The sequence below is a fragment of the Lentzea sp. NPDC054927 genome, from assembly GCF_053610285.1.
The window spans coordinates 91467-105815 of sequence record NZ_JBSGXZ010000019.1; the positions used below are offsets into that span (position 1 = coordinate 91467).

At 67.3% G+C, this 14349-nt stretch carries 12 protein-coding genes; 8 read left to right on the top strand and 4 right to left on the bottom strand.

Annotated elements, in window-relative coordinates; all coding sequences use genetic code 11:
• Window positions 1-3: 3 nt before the first annotated feature.
• Window positions 4-642 carry a sensor histidine kinase gene (locus tag ACWGE0_RS24605; RefSeq protein WP_452263245.1) on the bottom strand — a complete coding sequence of 213 codons (639 nt, stop codon included), beginning with the start codon at window positions 640-642 and terminating at the stop codon, window positions 4-6.
• 238 nt (window positions 643-880) lie between these two features.
• Between ACWGE0_RS24605 and ACWGE0_RS24610 the strand changes: the two genes are divergently transcribed.
• Window positions 881-1462 (top strand): hypothetical protein, encoded by a 582-nt coding sequence (locus tag ACWGE0_RS24610; RefSeq protein ID WP_452263246.1) that lies wholly within the window; start codon window positions 881-883, stop codon window positions 1460-1462.
• Here the strand turns inward: ACWGE0_RS24610 and ACWGE0_RS24615 are convergent.
• Window positions 1425-2411 carry a PHP domain-containing protein gene (locus ACWGE0_RS24615; protein ID WP_452263247.1) on the bottom strand — a complete coding sequence of 329 codons (987 nt, stop codon included), beginning with the start codon at window positions 2409-2411 and terminating at the stop codon, window positions 1425-1427. The genes ACWGE0_RS24610 and ACWGE0_RS24615 overlap by 38 nt on opposite strands.
• A 74-nt stretch (window positions 2412-2485) precedes the next feature.
• Here ACWGE0_RS24615 and ACWGE0_RS24620 point away from each other — a divergent pair, with 74 nt between their 5' ends.
• The 4 genes from ACWGE0_RS24620 (at window position 2486) to ACWGE0_RS24635 (ending at window position 5994) form a co-directional block, all read left to right on the top strand.
• A complete protein-coding gene (locus tag ACWGE0_RS24620) occupies window positions 2486-3109 on the top strand; it encodes a TetR/AcrR family transcriptional regulator (protein ID WP_452263248.1) in 624 nt (207 codons plus the stop codon).
• Between the two features lie 51 nt (window positions 3110-3160).
• Window positions 3161-3928: an SDR family NAD(P)-dependent oxidoreductase gene (locus ACWGE0_RS24625; RefSeq protein ID WP_452263249.1), complete on the top strand. Its 768-nt coding sequence runs from the start codon at window positions 3161-3163 to the stop codon at window positions 3926-3928.
• On the top strand, window positions 3928-4341 hold the full coding sequence (locus ACWGE0_RS24630) for a DUF3237 domain-containing protein (RefSeq protein WP_452263250.1): 414 nt from the start codon (window positions 3928-3930) through the stop codon (window positions 4339-4341). Before ACWGE0_RS24625 ends, ACWGE0_RS24630 begins: the two co-directional genes overlap by 1 nt.
• Window positions 4342-4605: 264 nt before the next feature.
• A complete protein-coding gene (locus ACWGE0_RS24635) occupies window positions 4606-5994 on the top strand; it encodes an alpha/beta fold hydrolase (protein ID WP_452263251.1) in 1389 nt (462 codons plus the stop codon).
• Between the two features lie 191 nt (window positions 5995-6185).
• Here ACWGE0_RS24635 and ACWGE0_RS24640 read toward each other — a convergent pair whose 3' ends face one another.
• Window positions 6186-7403, bottom strand: coding sequence for a serine hydrolase domain-containing protein (locus tag ACWGE0_RS24640; RefSeq protein WP_452263252.1), 1218 nt, complete (start codon window positions 7401-7403; stop codon window positions 6186-6188).
• Between the two features lie 248 nt (window positions 7404-7651).
• Here ACWGE0_RS24640 and ACWGE0_RS24645 point away from each other — a divergent pair, with 248 nt between their 5' ends.
• Window positions 7652-10399 (top strand): helix-turn-helix transcriptional regulator, encoded by a 2748-nt coding sequence (locus ACWGE0_RS24645; protein WP_452263253.1) that lies wholly within the window; start codon window positions 7652-7654, stop codon window positions 10397-10399.
• 10 nt (window positions 10400-10409) lie between these two features.
• On the opposite strand, the gene ACWGE0_RS24650 is transcribed toward ACWGE0_RS24645, so the two are convergent.
• Window positions 10410-11357, bottom strand: coding sequence for an MASE1 domain-containing protein (locus ACWGE0_RS24650; protein ID WP_452263254.1), 948 nt, complete (start codon window positions 11355-11357; stop codon window positions 10410-10412).
• A gap of 172 nt (window positions 11358-11529) precedes the next feature.
• On the opposite strand from ACWGE0_RS24650, the gene ACWGE0_RS24655 reads away from it, so the two are divergent.
• A complete protein-coding gene (locus ACWGE0_RS24655) occupies window positions 11530-12177 on the top strand; it encodes a quinone oxidoreductase family protein (RefSeq protein WP_452263255.1) in 648 nt (215 codons plus the stop codon).
• A 33-nt stretch (window positions 12178-12210) separates the two neighbouring features.
• Window positions 12211-14349 carry a molybdopterin oxidoreductase family protein gene (locus ACWGE0_RS24660; protein WP_452263256.1) on the top strand — a complete coding sequence of 713 codons (2139 nt, stop codon included), beginning with the start codon at window positions 12211-12213 and terminating at the stop codon, window positions 14347-14349.

Sequence of the window (14349 nt, forward strand, 5' to 3'; positions counted from 1 at the left end):
CTTTCATCTGAGGGGTATCGCCGCGGCGAGCCTGGTGCCGCCGTCGCGGCCGGATTCCACCCGGCAGTTCCCGCCGAGCTCGCTGGCACGTTGCCGCATCGACGCGAGCCCGACGCCGTGCGACACCTCGGCGGTTCCGACACCGTCGTCGACGACCTCGGCGTGCAGCTCCACGTCGAACCACAGCCGGACCTGGCACGTGCGCGCGTCGGCGTGCGTCACGACGTTCGTCAGTGCCTCGCGGACGATCCGGTACGCCGCCACGCTCACCGCGTCGGGCAGCGGCGGGATCTCGCCGAGCACCACGACGTCGATCGCGACGTGCAGCCTGGACCGCAGGGCGGCCACGAACTGCTCGACCGCGCCGACCAGCCCGAGCTTCGTCACCGAGGACGGGCTCTCGTTCGCGACCAGCGCCTTGATGTCGCCGATCGCGGAGTGCATCTCGTCCTCGAGCAGCGCGAGCAGCCTGGCCGCGCCGGTGGGGTCGGAGGTGAGCAGCTGCCGTGCCGACCGCAGCCCGAGTGCGACCGCGGCGAGTGATGGGCCGACACCGTCGTGAAGGTCGCGCAGCACTGTGCGGCGCGCCTCTGCGGCACTCCTGGCGCATGACTCCGCGGGCACGATGAACTGGCGGCGCATGCTGCCTCCCCTCCAACTATGACGTCGTCCGCGCGTCAGCACCCGTTTCCGGCATTCCCGATGGTGTGACGGCAAGTCCCCTGATCGGCCCATTCGCCCCCGCCGGCGGGCGTGGGCGACAGGTCGTTTGCACTCTGATGGAAGCGCCGGTCGCCGTGATACAGCCAGATGGAAATTCCAAATGGACCGGTGAGCGGTACGGAGGTATTTGTCAGCCGAATGGACGCTCCTACCGAGTATGGGAGTCGAGGTCCACGATCCTCGCTGGCTCACGGCCGTGCCGGGCGCCGAGCTCGTGGTCGGGCTGGACGAGGTGGGGGAATGCGCTGCCAACGGGCACCGGGCGACGGTGTTGATCGACCTCGTGCCGGACACCGTGCCATTGCTTCGGGGTATGGCAGCCGAGGCGGTGGGCGAGGGCGCGCGCAAGGTGCGGGTGCGGCCGTACGGCGTGGATCGGATCGATCTGGTCTACGCGGCCGTCGAACTGAACCGGGTCGCTGAGGACGACGCGATCGAAGTCCAGTTCGACGTCACGTCCGCCGCCCTGCTGCGGGCGGATCCGGCGGCGTTCGTGCGGGTGGATCCGCTGGTGGTCAAGGCGGACGGGACCGTCGTGCCGATCTGCGCCGGGCTGGAACGGTACGCGCTGGGCGCCCTGGGGCCGTCGATGGACGAGCTGGTGTCCTCGTGGGACCCCGAGCCCGTCCGGGACCTGTGCCGGGTCGCCCTGACCCGCGCGCTGGCCGACACCGGGCCCCTGGTCTCCTGGTACGAGCACCTCACCCGGACAGCAGCTGAGATGCGGACCTCGTGTTGATCACGAGGTCCGGCGTGACGCCGCACTCCTCCGCCCGCGCGCAGCCGTAGTTCAGCCAGTCCAGCTGACCGGGCGCGTGCGCGTCGCTGTCGATCGAGAACGTGCAGCCCGCGTCGACGGCGAGGTTGAGCAGCCGGCGCGGCGGATCGAGCCGCTCGGGCCGTGAGTTGATCTCCACCGCGGTGCCGTGCTCGGCGCAGGCCTCGAAGACCCGTTCCGCGTCGAACTGCGACTCCGGCCGGCCCTTGCCCACGACCAGGCGTCCCGTGCAGTGACCGAGGATGTCGACGTGCGGGTTCGCGACCGCGTTCAGCATCCGTTTGGTCATGTCGGCCCTGGGCATCTTCAGTTTCGAGTGGACGCTCGCGACCACGACGTCCAGCCGTGCCAGCAGGTCCTCGTCCTGGTCGAGCGAGCCGTCGTCGAGGATGTCGACCTCGATGCCGGTGAGGATCAGGAACGGTGCCAGGTCCACGTTCAGTTCCGCGACGACCTCGAGCTGCTTCTCCAGACGTTCCCTGGTCAGTCCATTCGCGACGGTCAGGCGCGGCGAGTGGTCGGTCAGCACCATGAACTCGTGGCCGAGATCGCGAGCCGCCTCTGCCATGTCCCTGATCGGGCTGCCGCCGTCGGACCAGTCGGAGTGGACGTGGCAGTCGCCCTTGAGCTTCGCGCGCATCTCCTCGCCGCCGGTGATGTCGACGTGCCGGAGCTTCGCGAGATAGGCGGGTTCCCGGTTCGCGAGCGCGTCCTGGACCACGCCCGCGGTGGACTTCCCGACGCCTTTCAGGTCGGTGAGCGTGCCGAGCTCAGCGCGCTTCTCCACGTCAGCGGGGTCCAGATCGGCGAGAACGGCGGCCGCGTTGCGGAACGCCTGGACGCGGTAGGTCGGCTCGCCCGCCCGCTCGAGGTGGAATGCCACCTGCTTCAACGCCTTGACCGGATCCATACTTCTTCCTACCTCATCGACTCCCGGTACGCCTTCTGTTGTTGGAGACGCATCGATCAACAATGATGTCCGCCATGAACCGAGCCGGCTCGCGGCGCAAGCGGAGCAAGGGTGACCTGACGTCGCAGGCCATTCTCGACACCGCGGAGCAGCTGCTGGAGACGAGGGCGCTGGACGACATCGCCGTCGACGAGCTGACCTCCGGCGCCGGAATCTCCCGGTCCACCTTCTACTTCCACTTCGAGTCGCGCGAGGCGGTGCTCCTCGCGTTGTCCGAACGGGTCGCGGACAGCCTCTACGACTCCGCGGCGCTGTGGTTGCGGCGCGGCAGTGAACCGCCGGCGGACTCGATCCGGCGGGCGATCGCGGGGACCGTCTCGTTGTGGCGGGCGCACGGTCCCGTCCTGCGCGCGGCGGTTCGGGCTCGCGACACGAGTGAGCTGGTGCGCGGGTTCTGGTCCGGGGTCGCCCGCAAGTTCATCGAGTCGACGGCGACGCAGATCGAGATCGAACGTGAGGCCGGTGTTGCCGTGTCTGGCCCGCCGACCGCGCGGGCTCTGGCGACTGTGCTGGTCTCGATGAACGAGTCGATGTGTTACAGCCTGTCGCTGTCCCGGAAGTCGGCCGCTCGCGACCGTGAAGTCGTCGACACGCTGACTGCTGTGTGGCTGCGGGCCGTGTATGGGGTTCCCCAGTAGATAAGCGGTGCTCGTTGCTTTCTCGACAGTGTGTCGAATAATTTCGCCAGTATGTCGAGCAACCCGTTTTCGCTGGTCGGACACGTCGCACTGGTCACCGGCGGCACCCGTGGCATCGGTCTGGAGTCGGTGCGCGCGCTGGCTCGTGCTGGGGCGAGCGTTGCTGTCGTCGCGCGCACTGCTGAGACCACCAAGGAGGTCGCGGCGGCGGTCGAGCGCGAGTTCGAGGTCGAGGCGTTGCCACTGGTCGCCGACATCGGGCACGAAGATGAGATTCCTGGTGTCGTGTCGGCTGTTGTCGATCGTTTCGGGCGGATCGACGTGCTGGTCAACAACGCTGGTGCGGCGCCGCCGTTCGGGCCGTTGATCGACGTTTCGGCGAAGGCGTTCGACAAGATCATGGCGGTGAACGTGCGGGCGCCGCTGTCGTTGACGCGAGCTGCGGTCGCGGCCGGCCTGGGTGCTGGGGGTGGGTCGGTCATCAACATCGTGTCGGCGGCCGGGCTGAAGGCGGAGCCGTTCATGGGGCTGTACTCGGCGGCCAAGGCGGCGATGATCAGCGCCACCCGGACGTTGGCTCGTGAGCTCGGTCCGGCTGGGATCCGGGTGAACGCCGTGGCGCCGGGGGTGATCCGGACCGATTTTTCGGCCGCGATCGTAGGGGATGAGCGGCTGCACGCGTCGGTCGTCGCCAAGACCGCATTGGGGCGAGTGGGTGAGGCGTGCGAAGTTGCCGGCGCGGTGGCGTATCTGGCTTCTCCGGCTGCTGCTTACACCACCGGTTCGATCCTCGTGGTTGACGGCGGGACGGTGGCGTGATGGAGCTCGTGCCGTTGGGGACGATGACTGCCCGGCTGCGAAAGCCTTACCTGCTCCCGAAAACGCCCGTTGGTGATCGGTTGATCTACGAGGTCGAGTCTGGTTCGTTCGTCGGCGACCGGTTGCGCGGGGAGATGCACGGGACCTCGACCGCGGACTGGCTGACCATCGGGCCGGACGGCACCGCGACGTTGGACGTGCGGTCTGTGTTGCGCACTTATGACGGCGCGTACGTGTTCTTGCACTACTCAGGACGGGTTGACGTCTCGAATGGCTTCGACGCGCCGTTGTACGCGGCGCCCCTTTTCGAGACCGGCGACGACCGCTACCGCTGGTTGAACCGCGTGCAGGCGGTCGCGAAGGGCGTCCTTGAGGGTTTGGAGCTCACCTACGAAGTGTGCGAGGTGCGGTGAAATTCACCCGACCTTCGGGGGTGTCGATCGGGTCAGCTGCTGCGGAAGCGTCAGCCGCTGACCGATCGGGAGGGGTACGCGGTGAACAAGCGTTGGGGCGCGGCGGCTTTGGTCGCTCCGTTGTTCGTGTCCTTGGTGGGAACGGCTCAGGCGGCTCCCGGGCCGTTGGACGAATACTATGGGCAGACCGTCGCCTGGGCTGAGTGTCCGGCTGGGTGGGTCACACCGTCGACTGGCGTTGAGTGCGCCACCGTTGTCGTGCCGATGGACTACAAGAATCCTGGCAACGGGAATCTTGAAGTTGCCATCTCGCGGAAGAAGGCTACTGATCCGGCTCGGCGTAGAGGGGTGTTGCTGACGAACCCCGGTGGGCCGGGTGGGTCTGGGCTCGGGGCTGTGCACTGGTTCAACGCTCAGGCTGAGGTGTTGAAGATTTATGACGTTGTCGGGATGGATCCTCGTGGGGTTGGGCGGTCCACGCAGCTGAGGTGCATCTCTACGCCGTCTGATGACGAGTTTCCTACGCGGCCTAAGGATTCGCAGTTGGCGAACTGGGCGGACTACGCGCGGGCGGTTGAGGCCAACTGTCAGCGTGGTGGTGGGGAGATGCGGCGGTTCGTCTCCACTATGAACACTGCTCGGGACATGGATGTGATCCGCGGGGCGTTGGGGGAGAAGAAGGTCTCGTACGTCGGGTACTCGTACGGGACTCAGCTCGGGGCTGTGTTCGGGACTCTGTTCCCCAAGTCGTTGGATCGCAGTGTGTTGGATTCCGCGTTGGATCCGTTGAAGACTTGGCATGAGCAGGATGTCGATGTTGTCGATGCGATCACGGACAACTTGAAGAAGTGGACTGAGTGGACTGCGGCTCGGCATGGGACGTATGGGCTTGGGACCACTGCTGCTGCGGTGCGTGGTGAGTTGGATGCGATCGCGGAGAAGTTGAAGGCTGGTCCGTATGGCGGGTATGCGGATGTGAGCTCGTTTGACTATGCGGTTGGGGCTACTCGGTATCGGCGGTCTTGGGCTGCGTTCTCGCGGCACATCGCGTCGGTCGTGGCTGGGTCTGCTGACTCTGGGGAGGCTTCGGCGATTGTCGCTGCTCTGAAGAAGGGTGACATTGAGCCGACCTCGGCCGGTACGTACCAGGCTGTTACGTGTGAGTGGGACTGGTTCAGTGATGTCACTACCTACTACAACGACATGAAGCGGTGGCGGGACACGAACCCGTTCGGTGGCACGGTGGACTACATGGCGCCTACTAACTGTACGTTCCGGGCGTTTCAGAGGCCGGAGAAGATTCCGGCGATCACGCGGAAGTACCCGGCTGGGGTCGTGGTCAACTCTGATGGGGACACTCAGACTCCGTTGGCCAATGGGCGGGTCATGGCTGAGCATCTGAATGAGCCGTTGATCAGTGTGGCCAATGATGGGCAGCATGGGCACTATGCGTTGCGGCGCAACGGGTGTGTGGATGCGTTGGTCAACAAGTACTTGGTGTCGGGGATCTTGCCGGCGTCTCGGGTTACCTGTGCTGGGACGGATGTTGCGGAAACTGTGCCGCCGGGTCAGGCCGCTTCGCTCTCGGTGCAGTCTTCTCGCCCGTTGAGCGACATCCTCGGAGAGATCGCTGCGGAGACCAAGCCGTTCTAGAAGGCTGCTTCCAAGGGGATGGCGCTGTTGGCGTCTGCAAGTACCGCCAACTCTTGATCGAATCGCCCCTAACTACACCCAACTGCCCTGGAACCCGGCCGGGGTCGGCGAGTTGGTGGTAGGAAAGTGCTGGATGATCTTGAGTTGGTAGTACTTGCAGACGCCATGGAGGTGAGGGCAGCGGCATCGCGTTAGGCGTACCAGGTGCCGTTGCTTTGGTGGTAGCCGAGTGAGCGGTAGAGAGCGTCCACTAGGGACTGTCCGCGTGAGTTCAGGGCTAGGCCTGGGCCCTGCTTGTTCATGGTGTAGCCGAACGAGATGCGCGCTTTGGGGTCGGCGAAGCCGAGGGAGCCGCCCATGCCGGTGTGGCCGAAGGCGTCTTCTGGCATTTGCAGACCCTCGGCGTCGTTTGGCGGGAGGTGGGAGTTGTTGACCTGTTTCTGGAAGCCCAGGGAGAAGCGGGAGGGGACGCCTACTACGGCGTCTTGGCCGGAGACGGCGGTGATGGACATCTGGGGGATTTGGGATTCTTCTACCAGGCGTACGCCGTTGTAGGTGCCGCCCAGGGCTAGGGGGCGGTACATGCCTGCTAGGCCTCGGGCGTTGCTGATGCCGCCGATTGCGCCCATTTCGGCTGTGTGGGCGGACCTTGAGTCGGATTCGCCTGGGGCCATGTAGCCGCCGTTGTTGAGGAGCATCAGGCCTGGGAGGGATTCGGGTTGGGTCATGGCGGTGATGAAGAGGGACGGGAGGAGGATGCCCGGTTGGGTTGGGTCTACTGGGATTGTTGGGGCTACGTGGGGTTCCAGGTCTTCGGGGAGGCCCATCCAGAAGTCCAGGGCCAGGGGGCCGGAGACTTCCTTTTCGAAGAACTGGCCGAGTGAGAGGCCGGTGGTGCGGCGGATCACCTCGCCGATCAGGAAGCCGAAGGTCAGGCCGTGGTAGCCGTGGCGGGTGCCTGGTTGCCAGAGGGGTTTTTGGGCGGCGAGGGTTGAGGTGATGAGGTCCCAGTCGTAGAAGGCGTTGGCTGGTAGCCAGGTGGTGGCTGCCGGGAGGCCTGCTTGGTGGGACAGGAGGTGGCGGACGAGGGTGGTTTCTTTGCCTTCGGCGCCGTATTCGGGCCAGTAGTGGGTTACTGGGGCGTTGAGGTCCAGGGCGCCTCTGGAGGCGAGGATGTGGGCGCAGAGGGAGGTTGCGGCCTTGGTGCAGGACCAGACGTGGACGATGGTTTCTTCTGACCAGGGCTGGCCGGTCAAGGGGTCGGCTTGGCCTCCCCAGAGGTCTACCACCGGGGTGCCGTCGAGGGTGATGTGCACGGAGGCGCCTACCTCGCCGCGTTCGGCGAAGTTGCGTTCGAACTCGGTGCGGACCTCGGCGAACTGCGGGGCGCAGGTTCCTTGGATCGACATTGACCCTCCTCGGGCGGCGGCTGGGCCCCTTTAGGGCATCACTGAGAGGAACCACGGATTAGTAGGGAACACTCAGTGGCTAACGTGTTGGGCCTCGTATGAGGGAAAACTGTTACGCGGAGTGAGTGATCCGGTACGGAACGCGGGTCTTGGCTTGGATGGACACCCACATGGAAGACTCTGGGCAGCTCCGCTGAAGTTGCCGGGAGGCCGTCATCGCCGACACTCCGCTCCGTGCTGTCCCCGAGTTGTGGGGGCGGGAACCGGAGCTGCGCGCTGTGCTCGAGTGTGTGGACCAAGCGCCTGCCACCGGGCTTGTGGTGGTTCAGGTCAGTGGTGAGCCGGGGATCGGGAAGACGTCGTTGCTCGCGGAGATCGCGCGGCGGTTGCGGGAGCGGCATTGTGCCGTGTTGACGTCGGCGTCGGATGTTCTGGGCAAGCGGATCCCGTATGGCGCTGTGGTGGCGTTGATCCGGTCGTTGGGGGCGGACAAGGGGCGGTCGGATGCCTTGGCGGCGTTGGAGATCTCGGTTGCCGAGGATTCCGGGGCGTGGTTCGGGCGTGCGTGTGATCGGGTGGTGCGGTTGCTGGCCGAGTTGACGGCCACGCGTCCGGCGGCGTTGTTGATCGACGACCTCGACCATGTCGATGATGATTCCCTGGCGTTGCTCACGTTGGTGCTGCGGCGGGTGTCGGCCGCGCCGCTGGTGCTGGTCACCGCTAGCCGTTCGCACATCAGCGAACCTGGGGCTGAAGGTTTGTTGGATCGCGTTGAGCAGCATGCCGAGGTTATGCGCATCGACCTCGCGCCGCTGTCCGGTGCGGACGTCGCGCGCATTGTCGAGTCGGTGTTGCAGACGGCGGTGGACGAAGGGCTGGCGCGTGAGGTCCAGCAGCGATCCGACGGGAATCCGTTCTTCGTCACGGAGATCGCGCGGTCGTTGAGAGAGCTCGATCTGGTGACGGTCGACGGGAATCGGGCGCGGCTGGCGGTGTCGCCGGACGCGATTCGGTTGACGCGTCGCGAGGCGGTGCTCAGGAGAGTGGCGCCGCTGGAGAACGACACGCGGCTGGTGGCGCGTGCGGTGGCGGTGTTTCGGCGGGTTCGGCTTGATCAGATTTCTCTTCTGGCGCGTGTTGCGTCGTTGCCGGAACAGACTGTGGTTGCTGCGTTCGACGAGTTGTTGCGTGCGCACATCGTGGTGCACGACGACGAGCGGGGTTATCGCTTCTCGCATGCTTTGGTCGGGGAGGCGCTCTATCACGAGGTCGGGCCGGCGCAACGGCGTCACCTGCACTCGCTGATCTCGGCGCGGCTGTTGGAGGATCGGGCGCAGGGGTTGTCTGTCGACCTTCTGCAACTCGCCTGGCATCTGGCCGAGTCCGCGGCGCCTGGTGATCGGGTGGCTGTGGGAGTGCTTGCCGAGGCGGCCTCGGTGGCTCGGGCTACGGCGCCTGAGACGGCTGCCGCGTTGTGTGCTCGGGCTCTGCAGTTGTTGCCGCGCAACGCACCTGAGCGTGCCGAGTTGCTGGCGTTGCAGTGCCGGGTGCTGGCGCGGGCTTCTCGGCCGGCGCTGGCGATCGAGCCGGGGCTGGCGGCGTTGGAGTCGTTGGAAGCGGGGCCGGAACGTGCGCGTGTTGCCACGGCGGTGATCTCGTCGCTCTTCTCGGTGGGGCGCACGGCAGAAGCCATGGAACTGGCAGACGTTGAGGTCGCGCGCGGGTCGGTACCGGCGTCGTTGGAAGCTCAGCGTGCCGTGTTGTTCCTCTACAACGACCGGTACAAGGACGCGGCGAAGGAAGTCGCGCGCATTGAGGCGTTGCCGATCAGTTCGCCAGCAGAGGGCGTGATCGTCTTCGAACACCTGGCGATGCTGACGTCGCTGTTGTTCCAGCACGACAAGACGGTCGAGTACGCGAACCGCGCCCTGTTGTGCAGTGACGGGCAGCCGATGCTCGAACTCCAGGCGCTCTCGGTCTGCGCGTCGATCACGGCTCTCGCCGGGCTGGTGCACGACGCGTCGTGGCGGGTGCGGCGGGCCGAGGAACTCGTCGATCAGGTGGGCTCGCACGGATTTCGCGCCGAACGGGCCGCGTCACGGGTGGCGCTGGACTGGCTGGGCGGGCACTGGGACGCGGCGCTGGATGGCATCGGCCGCTGGCTGCCCGACGTCGAGGCCGCCCAGGCCGATCAGGCGCTCGGCGTGCTGCACGCGATCGAACTGTCCATCCGCACCTGGCGCGGCGAGCTGGACGTGGCGGCACGGCTGGCCGCGATGCCCGCGCCGCAGTCGATCAACATCTCGAAGCTGCACGCGATCGCGCTGGCCGAGTACCTGATCGCCAGAGGAGAGCTGACCGAGGCCTACGACCTGCTCGCGGACGCCGTGGGCGAACGGCTCGAGGCCGCCTACTCCTGCGTGCTGGTCGCGAGGATGATCGAACTCGACCTGGAACGCGGCCGCACGAAGGAGGCCGAGGAAGCGCTGGACCGGCTGTCCGAGGTGTCCGCGACGCGGGTTTCGCCGTGGTCGCGCACCACGATCCGCAGGGTGTCCGGGGTGGCGAGGCAGGACGTGGACCTGCTCAAGGAAGCGGTGTCCGAGGCCGCTCTCGGTGGGCTGGAGTTCGAGAAGGCCCGCGCACAGCTCGCGTTGGGGGAGGTCTCCGCCGACGAGGTGCCGGTGCTCGTCGAGGCCTACACGACCTTCCAACGGCTCGGCGCGCACGGGTTGCGGCGCCAGGCGGGCAACCGGCTGCGGACGTTGGGGGCCAAGGTGCCCAGGGCGCGGTCGAAGGCGCCGGGCCTGCTGACCGAGGCCGAGGAGAACGTCGCACGGCTGGTGCAGCAGGGAATGCGCAACCGCGACATCGCCTCCGCCCTGCACTACAGCCCGCGGACGATCGAGGTCTACCTGTCGCGGATCTACGCGAAGCTGCACGTCTCGTCACGGCTGGAGCTCGCCCGCGTGCTGGACGCCATGCAGCAGCGTTGACCCAGCAGCGTTATCCCGGCGGCACGACCTTGCCGAGCCGCTTGCGCACGCCGTCTTCCTGATAGCGCGCAACGGTTTCGGCCAGCTGCTCGCACGCGCGCTCGATGGCCTGCCTGGCCTCGTTGCGCTCGCTGGTGATCGCGCTGAGGATCAACCCGGTCAGCGCCACCGACCCGTTGAACGCCTGCAGCACGATCATCGTGGTCAGCAGGTCGTTCGTGGCGAAGTGCCCGCCGGCCGCGGACATCACGGCGGCCACCGAGATGATCACCGCGCACGGGGCAGCGATCGCGTGCTGGAACCGCAGCGCTCCCCAGATCAGCATCGGGAAGACCAGGAACAGCAACCGCGGCTCCGCCATCGTCACGAACACCGCGAGGCTCGCGGTTGCGATCAGCAGCGCGCCAGCCTCCGCGAGCTTGCGCGGCGGGGCGTTCCACTGCCGGGGCAGCGTGAGCAGCAGAGGCGTGAACACCAGCACGCCCATCGCGTCACCGGTCCACCACACCGCCATCACGGCCGGCACGTCGTGCCACGGGATGTCGCCGCCGACCTTCAACGCCGCCGTGCCGACCAGCGCGCTGATCAGCATCGCGCCCAGCGCGGCCGCGAAGACGAGCAGCACCGCGTCCTTCAACCGGTCGAGCTGGGGCCGGAACCCGAACCGCGTCAGCAGGTACCAGGCGGCCAGCGGGGCGGCGGTGTTGCCCATGGTGATGATCACGATCCCCAACGGGCCCGCGCCGAGCGCGAGGTTGGCGGTGAGCGCGCCGAGGGCGATGCCCGGCCAGATCTTGGGGCCCGACATCAGCAGCGCCGCGACCGAGATGCCCGTCGGCAGCCACAGCGGGGTGACCTGGCCCTTGACCAGTGCCAGGACCAGTCCCACCCTGGCCGTCGCGTAGTAGGCGACCGCCACCGCGAGCATGGTGAGGGTGGTGCGGAGTGCGGCGTTCACCGGCACATGCTCCACCCGTGCACACAGGATCGCCAGACCCCGCACCAGGGCGTACCCACTCGGACTCACCCGTAGGTCGCGATCGCGGGCCGAGCCTCTGAGCAGCGCGGATTCTTAGCTGTTGTGGAAGCCTCACTACAGACCGTCGCCGCGAGAACGTGAGATGGACGACATGCGCACAGCCGAGGCGATCGACGAGGTCCGGGTGGAGGACGGCGGACGTCGCGTGGTGGTGGTCGCCGGCCGGTTGCACCTCCCGGTCTCCGCGGGAGTCACCGACGCCCAGGCGCTGACACTGGCCAGAGCAGGCACAACGGCGTGGCACCTCCTCCGCACGTGCGCGCACCTCAGGCCGGACGAGTCGATCGTCGTACACGACGCCGCGAGCGAGGTCGGCGCGATCGCGGTCCAGCTGGCCCGCAGTTTCGCCGCCGGCCGGGTCATCGCGACCGACTCCAGCCAGGCCCGCCGGCGCAGGGCGATGAAGCTCGGCGCCGACGTCGCCGTCGAATCCGATCGAGACGGTCTGGCCGAACGGCTGATCGAGGCGAACGAGGGCAAACAGGTCGACGTGGTGCTCGATCCAGGAGGCGCTCTCCAGGCCTCGCTGGACGCCCTCGCGCCGTTCGGCAGGATCGTCTGCTACGGCGCTGACCAGGACGAATCCGTCAAGCTGACCGGTCTGCTCGGCGGCTCGCGCGCGGTCATCGGATTCCGGTTCGAGCACACCCTCGAACGGCCCGACATGATCGCGAGGGCTGTCAGTGAGCTGTTCGGGTTGACCTCGGCTGGGCGATTGCGCCCGACCGCCGACAACTAGTACCCGTTAGTAACAAGCTGTGTGAGGGGACCCATGAGGACCGTGTTCACGACCTGCCCGCTGTGCGAAGCGACGTGCGGGCTGGAGCTGACGGTCGAGGGCGATCGCATCACGAAGGTGCGCGGCGACCGCGAGGACGAGTTCAGCAGGGGCTTCATCTGCCCCAAGGGCGCCTCGCTCGGCACGCTCGACGCCGATCCCGACCGGCTCGCCACGCCGCTGATCAAGCGCGACGGCGAGTTCCAGGAGGCGACCTGGGACGAGGCCTTCCGGTACATCGACGAACGGCTCAAGGACTTCCCGGACCGCAACGCCGTCGCGATGTACCTGGGCAACCCGGTCGTCCACTCGCTCGCCGGCGGTCTCTACGCCGGACCGCTGCGCAAGGCGCTGGGCAGCCGCAACGTCTTCACCGCCAGCACCGTCGACCAGATGCCCAAGCACGTCCAGTGCGGCCACATGTACGGCAGCATCTTCTCGATCCCGGTGCCCGACATCGACCGCACCGACTTCATGCTGGTGCTGGGCGCGGACCCGTTCTCGTCCAACGGCAGCCTGTGGACCGTCCCTGACGTGCCGGGCCGGTTCAAGGACCTGCAGAAGCGCGGCGGGGCGTTCGTCGTCGTCGATCCGCGCCGCAGCCGCACGGCCGCGGCCGCCGACCAGCACGTCGTGATCCGGCCGGGCACGGACGTGTTCCTGCTGCTGTCGTTGATCCACGAGCTGTTCGCGCAGGACCTGGTCGACCTCAAGGACCTCGCCGAGCACGTCACCGACCACACAGCGATCCGTCAGCACGTCACGCCGTTCAGCCCGGAGGCCGTCGCGGAACGCACGGGCGTTGAGGCCGACGTGATCCGAGCACTCGCACGGCAGTTGGCCGAGGCGGAACGCGCGGCTGTCTACGGCCGTATCGGCACGACGACCGTGGAGTTCGGCACGGTCGCGTCGTGGGCGGTCGACACGCTCAACATCCTCACCGGCAACCTCGACCGGCCGGGCGGCGTGATGTGGCCGTTGCCCGCGCACAGCAAGCGCGGCACCGGCCGCGGCAAGGGCTTCGGCATCGGCCGTTGGCACAGCCGGGTCAAGGGGCACCCCGAGGTGATGGGGGAGTACCCGGCCGTCACGATGGTCGACGAGATCGAGACGCCCGGCGACGGCCAGGTGCGGGCGCTGTTCACGATCGGCGGCAACCCCGCGCTGTCGTTGCCGAACTCGGCCCGCGTGAACGAGGCTCTGTCCGGTTTGGACTTCATGGTCAGCGTCGACCCGTACCTCAACGAGACCACCCGGCACGCGGACGTCATCCTGCCGACGCCGCCGCCGTCCCGCCGCGACCACTACGACATCGCGTTCCTCAACAACTCCGTGCGCAACGTCGCGAAGTACTCGCGGGCGGCGATCCCGTTGGAGGAAGGCAGGGTCGACGAGACGGACATCTTCTTCCGGCTCGCCACGATCTTCAGCGGCCTGGGCGCGGAGGCCGATCTCGACGCCATCGCGGCGATGCAGCTGGCGGGCCTGAAGCAGAAGGCCGGCGTCGACTTCGAACCCGAGGGCGAGACGCGCGAGGAACGGTTGCTGGACCTCAAACTCCGCACCGGCCCGTACGGGGTGTCGTTGCGGCAGTTGCTCGACAACCCGCACGGCATCGACCTCGGCCCGCTCACCTCGCGCCTGCCGGAGATCCTGCGCACGGAGTCCGGTCGCGTCGAACTGACCCCGCAACCGATCGTGGACGACTTCCCGCGCGTGCTCGAAGCGCTGGAGAACCCCGAGACCGAGATGGTGCTCGTCGGCCGCAGGCACCTGCGCACCAACAACTCCTGGATGCACAACGTGCCCGCGCTGGTGAAGGGCAAGCCGTTGTGCACGCTGCTGGTCAACACCGGTGACGCGGCCAGGATCGGCCTCGCCGACGGCGCGACCGCCCAGGTCACCTCGCGCGTCGGCAAGATCGAGGTCCAGGTCGAGGTCACCGACGACATCGCGCCCGGCGTCGTGTCGATGCCGCACGGCTGGGGCCACGACCTGCCGGGCACGCGACTCACCGTCGCCAGTGAGCACGCCGGCGTGAACGTCAACCTCCTCACCGACGACCTCCGCATCGACCCGCTCTCGGGCACGGCCGTGTTGAACGGCACCCGCGTGCAGGTCGTGCCCGCCTGA

Excerpts from the sequence above, each read along its gene's own strand:
- ACWGE0_RS24640 (WP_452263252.1), bottom strand. The coding sequence starts at position 7,403 with ATGTCGATCCAAGGAACCTGCGCCCCGCAGTTCGCCGAGGTCCGCACC.
- ACWGE0_RS24635 (WP_452263251.1), top strand. The coding sequence starts at position 4,606 with ATGGACTACAAGAATCCTGGCAACGGGAATCTTGAAGTTGCCATCTCG.
- ACWGE0_RS24660 (WP_452263256.1), top strand. The coding sequence starts at position 12,211 with ATGAGGACCGTGTTCACGACCTGCCCGCTGTGCGAAGCGACGTGCGGG.
- ACWGE0_RS24655 (WP_452263255.1), top strand. The coding sequence starts at position 11,530 with ATGCGCACAGCCGAGGCGATCGACGAGGTCCGGGTGGAGGACGGCGGA.
- ACWGE0_RS24605 (WP_452263245.1), bottom strand. The coding sequence starts at position 642 with ATGCGCCGCCAGTTCATCGTGCCCGCGGAGTCATGCGCCAGGAGTGCC.
- ACWGE0_RS24620 (WP_452263248.1), top strand. The coding sequence starts at position 2,486 with ATGAACCGAGCCGGCTCGCGGCGCAAGCGGAGCAAGGGTGACCTGACG.
- ACWGE0_RS24625 (WP_452263249.1), top strand. The coding sequence starts at position 3,161 with ATGTCGAGCAACCCGTTTTCGCTGGTCGGACACGTCGCACTGGTCACC.
- ACWGE0_RS24610 (WP_452263246.1), top strand. The coding sequence starts at position 881 with ATGGGAGTCGAGGTCCACGATCCTCGCTGGCTCACGGCCGTGCCGGGC.
- ACWGE0_RS24615 (WP_452263247.1), bottom strand. The coding sequence starts at position 2,411 with ATGGATCCGGTCAAGGCGTTGAAGCAGGTGGCATTCCACCTCGAGCGG.
- ACWGE0_RS24630 (WP_452263250.1), top strand. The coding sequence starts at position 3,928 with ATGGAGCTCGTGCCGTTGGGGACGATGACTGCCCGGCTGCGAAAGCCT.